This is a genomic window from Limnothrix sp. CMB-01, assembly GCF_055193175.1.
In genome coordinates, this window is sequence record NZ_CM143720.1 from 363,128 (window position 1) to 378,384 (window position 15,257).

The 15,257-nt window shown below is 56.7% G+C and carries 8 protein-coding genes and 2 tRNA genes; 5 read left to right on the plus strand and 5 right to left on the minus strand.

What is annotated here, in order from left to right:
* Window positions 1-32 precede the first annotated feature (32 nt).
* The gene (locus tag ACZA91_RS01450; protein ID WP_190531724.1) at window positions 33-2,294 is read left to right on the plus strand and encodes a transglycosylase domain-containing protein; all 2,262 of its coding nucleotides are present in this window, start codon (window positions 33-35) and stop codon (window positions 2,292-2,294) included.
* 183 nt (window positions 2,295-2,477) lie between these two features.
* On the opposite strand, the gene ACZA91_RS01455 is transcribed toward ACZA91_RS01450, so the two are convergent.
* Window positions 2,478-3,848, minus strand: a complete 1,371-nt coding sequence (locus ACZA91_RS01455) for an ammonium transporter (RefSeq protein ID WP_347343120.1) — start codon at window positions 3,846-3,848, stop codon at window positions 2,478-2,480.
* 775 nt (window positions 3,849-4,623) lie between these two features.
* On the opposite strand from ACZA91_RS01455, the gene ACZA91_RS01460 reads away from it, so the two are divergent.
* Window positions 4,624-5,613: an alpha/beta hydrolase gene (locus ACZA91_RS01460; protein ID WP_463186367.1), complete on the plus strand. Its 990-nt coding sequence runs from the start codon at window positions 4,624-4,626 to the stop codon at window positions 5,611-5,613.
* A gap of 38 nt (window positions 5,614-5,651) precedes the next feature.
* Here ACZA91_RS01460 and ACZA91_RS01465 read toward each other — a convergent pair whose 3' ends face one another.
* The gene (locus ACZA91_RS01465) at window positions 5,652-6,716 is read right to left on the minus strand and encodes an ABC transporter permease (RefSeq protein WP_099532794.1); all 1,065 of its coding nucleotides are present in this window, start codon (window positions 6,714-6,716) and stop codon (window positions 5,652-5,654) included.
* A gap of 274 nt (window positions 6,717-6,990) precedes the next feature.
* Here ACZA91_RS01465 and ACZA91_RS01470 point away from each other — a divergent pair.
* A tRNA-Ser gene (locus ACZA91_RS01470) sits at window positions 6,991-7,077 on the plus strand.
* A 126-nt stretch (window positions 7,078-7,203) separates the two neighbouring features.
* On the opposite strand, the gene ACZA91_RS01475 is transcribed toward ACZA91_RS01470, so the two are convergent.
* On the minus strand, window positions 7,204-8,376 hold the full coding sequence (locus ACZA91_RS01475; RefSeq protein WP_463184347.1) for a response regulator: 1,173 nt from the start codon (window positions 8,374-8,376) through the stop codon (window positions 7,204-7,206).
* A 1,045-nt stretch (window positions 8,377-9,421) separates the two neighbouring features.
* Here ACZA91_RS01475 and ACZA91_RS01480 point away from each other — a divergent pair.
* Window positions 9,422-9,787, plus strand: coding sequence for a VOC family protein (locus ACZA91_RS01480; protein ID WP_099532796.1), 366 nt, complete (start codon window positions 9,422-9,424; stop codon window positions 9,785-9,787).
* Between the two features lie 336 nt (window positions 9,788-10,123).
* Here the strand turns inward: ACZA91_RS01480 and ACZA91_RS01485 are convergent.
* Window positions 10,124-10,195: transfer RNA gene (locus tag ACZA91_RS01485), tRNA-Thr, on the minus strand.
* A gap of 337 nt (window positions 10,196-10,532) precedes the next feature.
* Between ACZA91_RS01485 and ACZA91_RS01490 the strand changes: the two genes are divergently transcribed.
* Window positions 10,533-13,853, plus strand: a complete 3,321-nt coding sequence (locus ACZA91_RS01490; protein WP_463184349.1) for a DEAD/DEAH box helicase — start codon at window positions 10,533-10,535, stop codon at window positions 13,851-13,853.
* An 884-nt stretch (window positions 13,854-14,737) separates the two neighbouring features.
* Here ACZA91_RS01490 and ACZA91_RS01495 read toward each other — a convergent pair.
* Window positions 14,738-15,214: a tellurite resistance TerB family protein gene (locus tag ACZA91_RS01495; RefSeq protein ID WP_463184350.1), complete on the minus strand. Its 477-nt coding sequence runs from the start codon at window positions 15,212-15,214 to the stop codon at window positions 14,738-14,740.
* Between the last annotated feature and the right edge of the window lie 43 nt (window positions 15,215-15,257).

A 15,257-nucleotide genomic window follows, 5' to 3' on the forward strand; every position in this document is an offset into this window, starting at 1 on the left:
GGCCATTCTGTCGTTTTGATCCCGATCGCCCTATGGGCCCAAATCCTACGCCGCCTCCGCCTCAACCCGCCAAAACCATCCTGGGCCGCCTGCGCCAAACGGTGACCCAGCTTTCGCGGGTGCAATTGGCCCGGCTGAAATTGGCGGCTAATGCCAACCCGCCCCGCATCGTGATCTATGAGGCGGGCAGCGCACCCCGAGACTATCCCCTGTTGGGGGACTATTACCTTTTGGGGCGATCGAGCAAGGCCAACGACATCCCCCTCAACAGCCCCGTGGTCAGCACCACCCACGCGGGCTTGCGGCGGGTTCCCAGTTTTTTGGGCAGCACCTTTGCCATTGAAGACCGCGATTCCACCAACGGCACATTCAGCGGCAAGAAACGGATCAATGGGCAAATTTTGCGCCACCGGGAAATGGTCGTGTTGGGGCCGCCGGAGTTGGCGGACTCGGTGCGGCTGCAATATGTGGATCCGCCAACGCCCTTGGTGCAAGTCCTGCGCTATGGCCTGTCGGGGTTAGCCGGGGCGATCGGGCTGGTGAGTTTGGCGGTGATTTGGCAATGGCAGGACATTCAGATTTTGCCCCTGCCCCAGGCCCAGCGCGGCCCGGTGATTGTGGTGGCGGGGGATGGGCAACCGCTCCAGGCGATCGAGCGGCGGGCCCACCAGGAAGCCAAGAACCTGGGAGAATTTTCGCCCTACCTCAAAAAAGCATTGCTGGCTTCGGAGGATGCACGCTACTACTGGCACTTTGGCGTTGACCCGATCGGGATTTTGCGGGCCTTGGTGGTGAACGCGCGGGAAGGGGAATTGCAACAGGGAGCCAGCACCCTTTCCCAGCAACTGGCCCGCACCCTTTACCGGGATTATGTGGGGTCAGACAATTCCGCCGGTCGCAAAATCAAAGAGGCGATTGTGGCCCTGAAGCTGGAAAGTTTCTATGGCAAAGATCGGTTGCTGCTGGCCTACATGAACCAAGTGTTCTTGGGTGGCAACTTGGCCGGCTTTGAGGATGCCGCTCGATTTTATTTTGAAAAATCCGCACGGGATCTAGACCTGGGCGAAGCGGCGATGCTGGTGGGCATTTTGCCGGCCCCCAATCGCTGGAACCCGGCCCGCAATTACAAAACAGCGGTGCAACGGCGAGATCTGGTCTTGCAGCGGATGTTGGATCAGGGCGCTGTCACCCTGGAGGAGTTCAAGCGGGCCCGGCGATCGCGCGTGGAGGTGAGTCCCCGAGCACGGGAAATTTTGCGATCGACCCGTGCGCCCTACTTCTTCAACTACGTTTTTGAGGAATTGGAGCAGCTTTTTGGTTCCGGCGTGGCCCGCGAAGGCAATTTCTTAATTGAAACCCGCTTGAACTTAGCAGCCCAGACCGAAGCTGATCGGGCCCTGCAACAGTTCATTGATGCCCAGGGCGGCCGGGCCGGAGTCAGTCAAGGGGCGATCGTGGCGATCGACCCCACCGATGGGGCCATTCTGGCCATGAGTGGCGGCCGCAGCTTTGAAGACAGCCAATTTAACCGCGCCGCCAACGGCCTGCGCCAGCCCGGCTCCACCTTCAAGCTATTTGCCTATGCGGCCGCCCTGGAAAAAGGCATCAGCCCCAACACCGCCTACAGTTGCGCCCCCGTGAATTGGATGGGGCAACGGTTTCGAGGCTGTCGATCGGGCAGTGGTTCCCTGAACATGGTCAGCGGCGTGGCCCTGTCCGAAAACCCGATCGCCCTGCGGGTGGCCGAAGCGGTGGGGCTGGATGAGGTGATTGGCTTGGCCCAGCGCTTGGGAGTCACCAGCCCCCTGCGCAAAACTCCCGGCCTCGTGCTGGGGGAAAGCGAAGCCACCTTGCTGCAAATGACCGGAGCCTTTGCGGCCGTGGCCAACAATGGCCGTTTTAACCACGCTAAGGCGATCACTCGCGTTCTGGACACCAGCGATTGCACCGACCCGCAAAACCTGCAAACCTGCCGCGTCATGTACGATGCCCAGGCAGATCAGCCCGGTGCTAACCAACCGGTGCTCTCGCCCCAAGTGGCCCAGACCATGACGGATCTGCTGCGGGGGGTTGTGGTGCAAGGAACGGGGCGATCGGCCGCCAATGTGCCCGGAGCCGTGGGCAAAACCGGCACAACGGATGACAGTGCCGACCTTTGGTTTATTGGCTATGTGCCTGGCCGCAACCTAACGGCTGGGGTTTGGTTGGGCAACGACACCCGCAAACCCACCGATGGCAACAGCGGCCAAGCGGCAGCGGTCTGGGGCAATTTCGTCAGCCGTCTGCTGCCATAACTGAATGAACCTCAAGACTTGAGAGGGGATCTGCCAAGGGGTTTGAAGCCTCCACCCATTACTAGCTCGTCGCGGGGGCAAGGGGCTGAAGCCCCTTGTCTGCGCTGATCGATTCTGCGCTGATCGATGCTGATCGATCGCCCATTGGTAATGGATGTCAGTCGAACTGGCTCAACACTCGTCCTATGGCTCTCCGTAGGCATCTTCGCCATGCTCAGGGACATCCAAGCCCTGATCTTCCACCTCTGGAGACACCCGCAAATCCATCACCAAAGACAGGCCCTTCAGAATCAAAAATGTCCCGATCGCAGCCGTGGCATAGGCCGCCAGCACTCCCACCACGCCAGCCGTGAAGGTTTTCGTTCCGCCATACAGCAGCCCGCTGTCAATGGCTGAGTTCACGGACTTTGAGGCAAGCACCCCCGTCAGAATTGCTCCAACCGTGCCACCCACACCATGCACCGGGAAGGTGTCCAAAGCATCATCAAATCCCAGCCGCACCTTCAGGGTGACGGCTCCTAAACAGCACAGGGCCGTAATCACCCCGATCGCCATGGCAGACAGGGGATCAACAAAACCCGCAGCCGGCGTAATACCCACCAAACCTGCCACAAAGCCACTGGCAATCCCGATCGCCGTTGGCTTGCGACCCAACAGCCACTCCACCACCGTCCAAGTCAACCCCGCCGCCGCCGTGGAAACCATGGTGGCCGTGAATGCCGTCGCCGCGAGACCGTTAGCAGCAATGGCGCTGCCGGCATTAAACCCAAACCAACCAAACCACAGCAACCCTGTTCCCAACAGCACAAAAGGCACATTATGGGGCACGATCGCCTTAACTTGCCAATCCTTACGCGGGCCCAGCATCCAAGCCGCCACCAGAGCGGAAACACCGGAGCTGATGTGAACCACCGTTCCCCCAGCGAAGTCCAGGGCCCCCATGTTGCCCAGCCAACCTTTGCCCCAAACCCAGTGCGCCAAAGGGCAATAGATTAACGTTGACCACAACACCACAAACCAGAAATAGGCCTTGAAGCTCAAGCGCTCCGCGATCGAACCAGAGACCAGCGCCACCGTAATGATGGCGAACATCATTTGATAGAGGGCAAACACCTGGTGAGGAATCGTTGCCCCGTAGCCCACCGGATCCGGATCGAGACCCACTCCTTGGAAGCCAAACCATTTCAAGCTGCCAATCAAAGCATTGGCTTCAAAGGCAGGTGTCCCGCCGGGGTTAATCACCGTGGGTGCAAAACTCAGGCTATATCCCCACAATACCCAGGTCACGCCCACCACGGCCATCGCAATCAGGCTCATCATCATGGTGTTGAGCACATTGCGCGATCGCACCAAGCCCCCATAGAAAAACGCTAGCCCCGGAGTCATCAACAGCACCAAGGCCGTGGAAACCAGCATCCAAGCCGTGTCGCCCGTGTCGATTTTGGGTGCTTCGGCGGCTCCTTGGGCCGCGGCCGGGTCGGCAAACCAGCCCACCAACAAGCCAGCCCCGATCGACATCAACACAGGAATTCCAAAGGCCACCAACAACTTCAGCCTTGCCCGTTGCACATGGGGGCGCGGCGGGGGCGAAAGCCGTCCAATCTTGGCTAACCAGGCGTGGGAATGGGGGGATTTGTCTGCGTCCGATCGAGGTGAGTACAAGTCAGCCATAGGTATAGCAAGGTATTCAGAATTGTTCGTTATTGTTCGTTGCCGTCGCCTTATGCACAACAAACCCATAAACGGAGCTGCGGATTCGAGAAAAAATGGCCTCGAATCCGTTTTTTGGATGGGAAGTTATTTAAGGTTCAAACCATATTGCGCGACCAACCCCTAGAAACTGTATAGAAAGTCACTAATTGCTCAATCTCGCAACGATATTTGATGATTTTCACGAAACACCACTAATATTCACGGGTTGCAACCAAAGCCATGGGCAGTGGACTCCAAGGCAGCCAAACAACCGGGTTGGCAACGGGTTTTTGTGGTAGGCGGCAGTAATCGGACTGGAAAAATTGGGCTGATCCCAATCCTAGGAAGCTGTGCCATTTTCCAAACTGTCCTTGAGTATTTGCCTGCGGGGGCTAGCCGCTCGCCGTCCCATGGCCCGTGAATAGAGGAATTCTGGGTGATTTGCCCGATCGCGCGGGGGAGATTGGTTGAGGGCGATCGGGGCGCTTCAGAAAGCGGTTGGTGGGGGTTTGAGCCGGGGAGCAGGGACAGGATAGGTTGAACCCAGAGTCAGTGAATTTGCGGAAGGTGGCTTGCCCGCCGCTGGTGCAATGGCTGACCTCTGTTTTTCAACCGCTGTTGATCGCCCGTGACTGCCATGGCCACCCCCCTGTCTGCCCGTCCTTACCTCTCCGGTTTCGAGGCCCTGTCGGCCCAAGAACGCGCTCAATTGCACCCGGACGCGGTTCCTTTTCAGCTAGCGGCTGCTTTAACCACGGCCAAGGAGACGACCAAGGGACGATCGCGCGGGGTGGTGATTTGTCTCCATGGGTTCACTGCCATGCCCTACGGGGTGGGGCCTGTGGCCCGGGCGATCGCCCAGCAGGGGTTGGATGTGGTTGCGCCTTTGCTGCCGGGCCATGGCTGGCGCGATCGCCCCGTTCAGGAACGGGAAATTGCAAAAATCACGCCCGATCGACTGTTGGCGGCGGCCCGAGACGAAGTGCGCCGGGCCCGGGAGCAATATGACTTTGTGGCCATGTATGGCGATTCCATGGGCGGCGCGATCGCCCTGATTCTGGCGGCGGAAGGTCTGCTCGATGCCTGTGCGGTAACGGCTCCGGCGCTGCAACTGCCCTTCCGAGGAGCCGTCTTGGCGCGATATTTAGGCTGGCTCAATTTTTCAATTCCCAAGCGTCTGAATCGCCGGTTCTATGCCCCCTGCTATGAGTTTGAAAATGCGCGGGCGGGGCGGGTGCTCTGGCGCTTGTCGCGACGGGCCAAGGCGGGACTGGAGCGGATCACCTGTCCGGTGTTTGTGGCCCATTCCCACGCCGATCGCACCATTGCCTACCAGGCGGCGGAGTGGGTGCGCGATCGGGTGGCGGGCCCGGTGGAATTGCAATGGTTTGATCGATCGGGCCATGTGTTGCCCCTGGATGTGGAGGGGCCAGCGGTGGCAACGGCCATTTCTCAATTCTTTCAGCAGCAATTTTCTCAGCAGCAGTTTTTTCGCCCCCTCGAAAGCCCAACCCCCCAATCCCTAATAACCGCCAAGCCCAAACAGCTTGAGTCGAAATCCCGATTGGGCGATCGGCCTTGGTCTGGCGGGCCGGAGACCACCGCCATTGATTTTGCTTTTAGCTAGCTGCAATCAATTCGTGCTTTGGGCAATGGTTTGCCAACCTATTGCATGGATTGCAAATTGATCCGTGGATCCACAAATTTCAGCAACAAATCCGCCAACAAATTTCCCAAAATCAACATCACTGCACCCATCATCAAACTCGCCATCGTTAGGTACAAGTCTTGGACTTGAACCGCCTGCAAAATCAGCCGACCCAAGCCCGGCCAGTTGAAGAAATATTCCGTGATGAACGCACCGCCCAGCAGGCTGGAAAATTCAAAGCCCAAGAGCGTAATCAACGGGTTCACCGCATTGCGCAGCGCATGGACATAGATCACGCGGTCTTCGGGCAATCCCTTGGCCCGGGCAGTGCGGATATAGTCTTGGCGCAACACATCCAGAAGCTGACCGCGCATCAACCGCTGCAAACCGGCAAAACCAGTGATGCTGAGGGCAATGGTGGGCAAGATGGAATGCCAACCAATGTCTAAGAGTTGCTCGATCGGGGACAGTTCACTGAAATTCAGGCTGGTCATGCCCCCCACGGGCAACAGGGGCGAGAGATTTTGGGCCACAAACAGCAACAGCAGGGCCGTGATGAAGCTGGGGAAGCCTTGCCCCAAGTAGCTGATCACCTGCAAGGCGCGATCGACCCAGCGGTTGTGGTGAATGGCGGCCACAATCCCAAGCGGCAGGGCGATCGCCCAGGTGGCCAGCAGCGACAGCACCGCCATGTAGAGAGTGGCGGGAATCCGTTCCGCCAGCAGGGATGTGACCGATCGTTGATAGACAAAACTCGTGCCGAAGTTCCCTTGGGACACCACCTGACCCAACCAGCGCAAATATTGCTCAAGGGCGGGGCGATCCAAACCAAATTGCTTGGTGTAGAGGGCGAGGGTGTCGCGGCTGATTTGCGGATTTTGGGCGATCGTGTCCAAATAGCTGCCGGGAGCCAGATCCACAATCACAAAGCACAGGGCCGAAGCCAACAGCAAGGTTAAGAGGGCTTGCAACGTGCGCTTGAGAATGTAGGTGCTGGTGTCTCCTGTGGCGATCGCCCAAAGCCGCTGAAGCAACTGTGCGAGGTAATCGTCTGGTTGTGAAACCCGCTTTGAAACCGGCATGGCATTTGTGGTGGATTAGCCCCGTGGCGTGGCCCCAATGACGGCTCGACAGGGGCGGGCCCCTGGGGCCCACCCCGATCGCTGTCAATCGATGGTCTGGACAACAGGATACCGAAGAATCAACGATCCGTCCTCCGCTGGGGTCTGGGAGTTCGTGGGCTAATCAACGGCATCTTCCAAAGACCCAACCCCAGCGCAATCAGAGCTTTCGGCAGACCAGCGCAAAACAATTTGCAAATTGCGGCATTGCTGCTAATATTAACTTCGCTTACCTGGAGAGGTGGCAGAGCGGTTGAATGCGCTTGACTCGAAATCAAGTTTGGCGGCAACGTCAACGGGGGTTCGAATCCCCCCCTCTCCGTCGGAGACAGGAAACGATCGCAAATTAAGGCCGAGCGATCGTTTTTTTGTCGTTTTCCAATGCTTCCCAATGCTAAAACTTGACTCTGGGCAAAAGCCAAGGGTTAACCAACGGCCATGTCGAGCGCTAGTGGGCCACCACTTGGTTGTGTTGATGGCGCTTGAGGGCGGCGAGCACCTTGTCAGGAGTGACCGGCTTGCTGACAAAGCTACTTGCACCCGAAAGTTTGGCCCTTGCCCGATCGAACAACCCATCCGCACTCGTCAGCATCACGATCGACGTGTGGCTAAGCTGTTGCACGCGCCGCAACTGAGCACAAAGCTCATGTCCATTAATCACCGGCATCACCACATCCAAAAACACCACATCGGGCTTGGCTTCAATCACCTTGGGCAGCGCCGCCAAGGGTTCAAAACAGCCTAAAAACTGGTGACCATTGCCAATCACTATTTTTTCGATCTTTTCGCAGATTTTGGGATCATCATCCACACAAGCCACCTTTAGGGAAAAACTAGCCTGCGGCGCTTGGTGGCTCATTTCCAAGTCCGGTAACTCAATCACGGCTAACTGTTTGCGTTGCCAAAGGAGCTGAAACACCTTGAGCACGCCCCCCAAGTTGGCATAGTTAGGATCCAGCTTGGCCACAATGTCCCAGAAGGTGCGCTTACCATCCAACAGGGGAGCCAGGGTCATGGTGGTGGAGGTGTCGGCGGCGGTTTCATTGCCCGGGAGATAGATCCAGCCCCGATCGGCCCACAGTGGATTGAAGGGCAATCGTTGCCAATGGCGCTGCAGGTTGTAGGCGCGGGTGAGGGCTTCGCCCATCAAGGCAGAGGAAAGGGGCAGGTTAGGGTGAATGGGATCGATCGGCTGGGCAATCCACTGAAAACGCGCTGAGGGTTGGTCAACCACAAAAAACACCTCGATCGCCGCTTGCATCACGATCGCTTGGGCCCGCTCGATCGCCAACAACTCCTCCACCAGCGCCTGCTCCAGGCAGCGCACCTCCCAAAGGGGATCACTCAAATTCTGCTTTGTGGCTGCCACCAGCCTATTCCATCCCTCACGCGCCTGCGACTCCGTGCGCAGCTTGATTGCCCGCTGCAACCGTCGCAACCGATGGCGATTGCCCGTACACCAGGCCAGCCGCCCACGATAGAGCCAAATTTGCCAACGATGGTGATCCAGCTCCACGTTCAGGTAACCCGTTGCCTGTTGTCGATAGGCCAGCAGTAGAAATGAACGCAATTGCGAGTCATGGAAGTTTTCTGGCATGGCCTTGAGGAAATTTTCTGGCATGGCCCTGAGGGATCAATCTCCAACTTGGTGAATACGGAAACCCCGCTGGCAAGCTTTTTAGTGAGTACTCTTATAAAAACACTGAAGTTATCAAACGAAAATGATCAAATCATGATCATTTCACAACATTCGAGAATTTTCTAGCCTGCTCTAGGGGTAAGTCTGAACAGCCTTGAATTAGCTCCGCGAATTAGCCCCATCTTGGCTGATCCTCTTCTTTCAATTGGCACAATCTGGCTCACGGCGCTGGGCAATCTTACACAACTCATCCATTAATTTCGTTATGACTCAGATCTTGACTTTGGTCATGCTCATAATGAGTTGTCGATCATGGTTGACAACATCTCCAGTGATCGCCGCTACAATAGTCTGTAAATGGCAAAGCAGAAGACTAAGTTAGTCATGAAAGCCATCAACAACACTGTTCCAATCCCAAGTTTCAGTCCTCAACCTCAGCCAGATCATTTCAGCCAGTTCTGGATCATGCTGGCTCATTTAGGCTGAACGATTGCGTTACTCATGGTTTTTATCAACCCAACAACAATGCTCCATTGGGCAACTGGCTTGTGGGTAACCAATGACTAATCAATCTTTGCACTCCCTGATGTCTTGCGCCAAATCCGTTACCCGTTCCCGATCAACCTTGGAGATTGTCTCTCAAAAATTCCAGCCCTTGAGGTCAATTGTCTGGTGGCTGGTTGGCTTCAGGGGAACAAGCACAGCCCAGGAAAATTCCTCGCGGTCACTGAGTATTTTGGAGAATGATCTCATGAGCGATCGGTACGTTGGTACGACTCACCCCATCCTAGAGCAAAATGCTAAACGGCTGTCATTCAAACCGTGATTGTGGCGGTTTGGATTTTTCAATTAATTCAGCCCCAAAGTTGCCAAATTCGCTCAATAACGTCCCTAAATTAACACCACGTCAAATTAACCTGGTGCTGATGTCATGGGCTGCTATGGAGCAGTGGTGGCCTAATTTGCGTGATGATTTGCGTGATTTCACTGAAAAATTTTCCCCTGAAAAATTGTGGGTAACAGAACGATGCAACTGAAACGCTTAGGACATGTGGCGATCTGTGTTCAGGACATTGCCAAGGCCGTGGAATTCTACAAGGACTTGGGAATGGAGGTGGCCTGGCAAGATCGAGATTGGGCCTATCTGAAGGCGGGTGAAGATGGGTTGGCGCTGCTGAGTCCGGAATATGACCAAGCGGGGCCACACTTTGGCTTCATTTTTGACCAACGTGCTGAGATGGAAACGGCTTATGAGGAATTGCAAGCGAAGGGAGTCTATGTGACGCAGGTGCATGAACACCGGGACGGCACGGCTTCATTCTATGGTCGTGATTTGGACGGCAACTGGTTTGAGTATCTCTATGAGCCAGCGCCAGTGCCAGCGGCAGTCTAGTTCGCAGGTTGCGCGATCGTGATGGCGGCGGGGGAGATGGGCGTTGTGCTGAATCTGCCCATCTCTCCCGTGTTTCTAGTTGCGTGACAGGCTTAATACATTGGGTCAAAGTTGCGGAGCCGGTCGTAGTAACAAGGGGCTTAAGCCCCTTGCTGCCTAACGATTTGGTGGCGGTAACAGCCATATAATTTAACCCAGCGAATTAAGGCAGCTACGCTACTAGCTGCGCGATCGGGGCAGGGTTCCTCTAACTTGACAGCTCCAAAATCTGGACAGCGGCAAATTTCAGCTACTGCTTGAAGGAGCCTTTAAACTTAACGCTGACTGACATCTGAAAGCCGGTGAGGGGATTTGAACCCCTGACCGCTCGATTACGAATCGAGTGCTCTACCACTGAGCTACACCGGCTTGCCCCAAAAGGCGCTTAAAGATTATAGCAGCATTGGCCCAAATGGCTACAAATCGCAAGAAGAATTTTTCTGATTTCCCAGGGCGCTGGCAGCAACGGCCGTGGTGAACCGGGCGATCGCGCGGTGCTAGGGGTTGGGTCGTGAGGTTGGATTGACCCGATCGCTCGATGAGACTCCCGATCGCCCGAAATGCGGCATCGGCCCCAATTTATCCGACAATTAAGCACTGCCTTTTCCGTTAACGTTTTGAACTCCCTGTTGCAGCTCAGCGGGGAGGGTTAGGCAATGGGCTGATGGCGATTTTGTTCTGTTAAGTCGGGGGTGATGAGGCGCTCATGGCGGTTTTACATGGTAGCTGGCAACTGGGAGAGCAGGCTTTGTTTCTGTGGGCAGAGGCCTGGAAACCGACGGTTGGGAAGCCGCCGACCCAGTGGCAGGTGCCGGATCACCCCCGATCGCTCTCGGCAAAGGAATTGAAAGCTTGGTTGCCCACGCTGGTGGAAAGCGGTTGCTTGAAGCCGGGGGCGATCGAGCGGTTGAAGGATTGGTCTGCCAAATGGCGGGCGATCGGGCTGCCCACATTGCGCGGCAATGGGACTCCCCTGCTGGCGGGAGCAACGGTGGAGCCAGAACAGTTCGATCGCCTGGAAATTAATCTTTGGTGGGTGGAAGGGCTTTGGGTTCCGGCGGCGTTGGTGCCTGATTTGTTGCAGGGGTTGCCCTTGGCGGCCGATGAAACGCCGATCGCGGGCGATTTGCGCTTTTGGAGCCATGCGGCCCGCTGGGGACTGGATTTGGTGGCTCGGGCCAAGGCAGTGCCCACCCTTGCACCGACGGCGGAGGGAGTTGCCCGATCGCGCTGGCAACCGCTGTTGGAAGGGGCGGTGGATCGATCGCGCCTGGAGCACTTCACGCAACAGATGCCCAGTAGTTGCCGATTTTTCCAAACCCTGGAGCGACCGGTGGAGCAGCGGGCCACGGCCAGCAATGCCCGATCGCTCCGAGGCTCTAGCGGCCCCGTGCGGATCAGCACGTTTCAGCCCATTTCGATGCAACTACCGGCTGTGCCAGCGGCGCTGCTATCGGACTTTTTGGGCGAAATGGTCGATGCTCGACTGCGGGCCACGGCGGCCACGCTACCCTTGCCCGGTGAGCGGCGCGTGGGGGGACGGGGAGCGGCCCGAGGCGGCCTGACCACCGCGATCGGGTTACCGCCCGTGGCCCGCGATTGGTTGAGCGCATTGGGCCAAGCCAATGGCACTTGCCAAAGCGCCCTGACAGAGTTGGTGCCCTTGGCGCGGAGTTTGCAAACCTGGTTAACTCCCCTGGCGATCGATCCGGCCACCATTGCCGGGTTCTGTGCGGCTTTTCGGTTGCACCCGCCCCAACCCTCGGCCGATCGCTGGTATTTGGAATATGGCCTCCAGTCGATCGACCAAGCCGGAGTTTGGATTCCAGCCCAGCAAGTGTGGCGATTCCCGGTGGAGCGGCTGCGATCGGGCGATCGGGTGGTGAATCGGCCCCAGGAAACCCTGTTGCGGGGTTTAGGGTTGGCGGCGCGCCTTTTTCCTGCCCTGGAAGCCACCTTGGATTTACCCATGCCCAGCGGCTGCGAGCTGTCGGCCGTGGAAGCCTATCAATTCGTGCGGCTCTATGCCCAACGATTCCAAGACAACGGCTTAGGAGCCTTGTTACCCGCCAGCCTACGGAATCAAACCAGTTACCGTCTGGGGGTGCGGTTGTTGGCCGGCGATCCCCTCGCCACCGATCGCCCCAACTTGGGTCTGCGCAATTTGCTGAACTTTCGCTGGGAACTGTCCTTGGGCGATCGGGCCCTCAGTGCCCAGGACTTTGAAACCCTGCTGGCGAAGACAGACCTCGACACCATGCCCCTAGTGGAAATTGGGGGCGAGTGGGTGGAACTACGGCCGCACGAAGTACGTGCTGCCCGGGACTTTTTGGCCAAGCGCCAGGGAAACTTAAACCTCACGCTAGATGAGGCCCTACGGATCACGACCGGCGAGAACGCCACGATCGATAAGTTGCCCGTGGTGCAATTTGAATCCTCGGGCGCAGTGGCGGAGTTAATGAACGCCTTGGGCGATCGCGCGGCCATTGAACCTGTGATCACGCCCCCGAAATTCCAAGGTCAACTGCGCCCTTACCAAGAGCGCGGCGTAGCTTGGTTGTCCTTTTTGGAGCGTTGGGGTCTGGGGGCCTGTTTGGCGGACGACATGGGCTTGGGTAAAACCCCCAGCACGATCGCCTTTCTGTTGCATTTGCGCGATCGCGCGGCCCTGGCTGGGCCCGTCCTGCTGGTTTGTCCCACCTCCGTTTTGGGGAACTGGCAACGGGAATTGGCAAAATTTGCCCCCGATTTGCGTGTGTTGCTGCACCATGGCGATCGCCGCTTGAAGGGCAAGGCCCTGGCACGGGCCGCCGAAGACCTGGACGTGGTGCTGATCAGCTATTCCCTGGTGTTTCGGGATGAAATGACCCTCCAGGCCGTGCCTTGGTGTGGCATTGTGCTGGACGAAGCCCAAAACATTAAGAATGCGGAATCCAAGCAATCCCAAGCCGTGAAGCGCTTGGCGGCCGTTGCCGACGACGACAGCAGCGAGGAACCGCGTCCCGTACCCTTCCGCATTGCCCTGACTGGGACTCCCGTAGAAAACCGCCTGGCGGAACTGTGGTCAATCATGGACTTCCTGAATCCAGGCTATTTGGGAACCCAGACCTTCTTTCAGCGCCGGTTTGCCACCCCGATCGAGCGGTTTGGGGATGGCGCTTCCCTGCAAACCCTGCGATCGCTCGTTCAGCCCTTTATTTTGCGTCGCCTCAAAACCGACAAAACCATTATTCAAGATCTGCCCGAAAAGCAAGAATTCAACCTGTTCTGTGGCCTTTCCGCCAGCCAAGCGGAGCGCTACCAAGCCTTGGTGGACGAAGCCCTAGCCGCGATCGAATCCAGCGACGGGATCCAGCGACGGGGGCAAATTTTGGCCCTGTTGGTGAAGCTGAAGCAGGTCTGCGACTACCCCGCCCTGGTGGGAGGCGAAGGGGAACCGGAACCGAGCGATCGGGCCCCGAAGCTGGTTCCCACCGAGTCGCCCAAATTGCAGCGGTTGGGCGAAATGCTCGAAGAAGTGGTGGCCGAGGGCGATCGGGCCTTGATTTTCACCCAATTTGCCCGTTGGGGCCATTGGATGCAAGCCTATCTGCAACAGCATTTGGGACGGGACGTGCTGTTCCTGCATGGTGGCACTCCCCAAAAGCAGCGCGACACCATGGTTGAACGCTTCCAAAACGATCCCCAATCACCGCCCATCTTTATCCTGTCCCTCAAGGCCGGCGGCACGGGCTTGAACCTGACTCGGGCTAACCACGTGTTTCACTTCGATCGCTGGTGGAATCCCGCCGTGGAAAACCAAGCAACCGATCGCGCCTTCCGGATTGGGCAAACCCGCAACGTTCAGGTTCACAAATTCATCTGCACCGGCACGCTGGAAGAGAAAATTCACGACCTGCTCGAAAGCAAAAAAGTCCTCGCGGAGCAGATTGTGGGAACCGGCGAAACCTGGCTCGGAGATTTGGACACCGATGCCCTACGGGATCTGCTGCTGCTCGATCGAGCGGCCATCATCGAAGATCGCTAAATTCCAAAATCCCAGTCAAAACAAGAGCGCCACCCATCCGGGCAGCGCTCCTGTTCAAACTTAGGGCGGGATTTATTTGTATGAATAATTCCCTGCTTGCCCGAGAGCGAAGTCTATTGGTGAAGGGTCTTTAAACAGTACGAGCTGAACCGATACTTTTTTGCTAGCAAACGCTAACAAATACATAAGTCGAGATGGTCTCTCAACCAAGGCGTATCAACCAATGCCCGCAGGAAAGTTCCACGAGCACTATTTAGATCCCGATTCATTGACCGGAGTCCAATGAAGCCAATTCCCCTTGGTTTTCGGGCTGAATAGGCTACATGCGAGTACTAGCATACATCGGCAAATGTTAGCAAACCGGTTACTGCCGATTAACCCCATTGAGCTGATACCTAACGGGGCAAAATCCCCACAGGTTGAATGAACAAGGGCCTTTATTTGGGTGACCCCTTTTTATCTAGAAACCAGTTTTCCATAAAGTGGGGTCACTGGGGAAGTTCCTCAACTTTTCTTTAAAATTCCCTGAACCGCCCTCGGGGCAACCCCTTCAGCCCAGCGAATTTCCCGCAATTCAGGCAACTGGTATCAATTTTGTCTTCATCTAAATTGCAAAAAGCCTGCCCTGAGGGAAGAGCAGGCCCGGTTCATCCAGTTTTGCTAGGCAGGGGTTGAGATGAGTTGGAAGGCTAGCTGAGGGGAACCAATCCCTAGGGCCTGTCGCCATTTCCTAGGATCAGGCGGAAATGATCGATTTTCCATGTCCCAGTCGTTGTAACAAGGGGCTTAAGCCCCTTGTCCCCCACGATTTGCCAACTAAGCCCCTTGTCCCCCACGATCTGCCAACGGTGGAATCAGGGTTTCAGGCGACTCGACGACAAGCTCTAGGCTTCCTCTTCCTCCTCGTCTTCCTCAAAGTCCTCTTCATCGCTGAAGAGAGCCTCGACGATTTCGTTGGCACGCTCGTCAGAAACGCCCAGCGCCGTTTGCAACTCGTTCAAGTAGTCTTCTTCTGATTCGGGGACTTCGCCATCGGCGGCCACGATCAGAATGGCGGTGATTAGGGCAATTTCTGCCAAATCTTCATTTTGGGTGACCACTGTTAAGGCACTGCCCAGGAGGGTCTGCGCATCGGATTCCTCCGAGGCTGCAACCACTTTATCGACTATCTCGACGAGTTCATCATCGGAATAGTCTTCAAACAGTTCAAATTCCGCTGCAACATCGGCCAGCAATTCGGCCTCGATGTCTTCGACGGACTCATCAACGATCATGGTGATTAACCCGATCGCAATGATTGCCTCTTCAGGTGTTAAATCAATCAGATCGGAATCCGCTTTCGCAGGCAGATGACGAGGCATAAAAACGTCCTAGTCTCTCAAAAGTTTGGAAATACTGAGGCGC

Excerpts from the sequence above, each read along its gene's own strand:
- ACZA91_RS01450 (WP_190531724.1), top strand. The coding sequence starts at position 33 with ATGGGCCCAAATCCTACGCCGCCTCCGCCTCAACCCGCCAAAACCATC.
- ACZA91_RS01460 (WP_463186367.1), top strand. The coding sequence starts at position 4,624 with ATGGCCACCCCCCTGTCTGCCCGTCCTTACCTCTCCGGTTTCGAGGCC.
- ACZA91_RS01465 (WP_099532794.1), bottom strand. The coding sequence starts at position 6,716 with ATGCCGGTTTCAAAGCGGGTTTCACAACCAGACGATTACCTCGCACAG.
- ACZA91_RS01475 (WP_463184347.1), bottom strand. The coding sequence starts at position 8,376 with ATGCCAGAAAATTTCCTCAAGGCCATGCCAGAAAACTTCCATGACTCG.
- ACZA91_RS01480 (WP_099532796.1), top strand. The coding sequence starts at position 9,422 with ATGCAACTGAAACGCTTAGGACATGTGGCGATCTGTGTTCAGGACATT.
- ACZA91_RS01490 (WP_463184349.1), top strand. The coding sequence starts at position 10,533 with ATGGCGGTTTTACATGGTAGCTGGCAACTGGGAGAGCAGGCTTTGTTT.
- ACZA91_RS01495 (WP_463184350.1), bottom strand. The coding sequence starts at position 15,214 with ATGCCTCGTCATCTGCCTGCGAAAGCGGATTCCGATCTGATTGATTTA.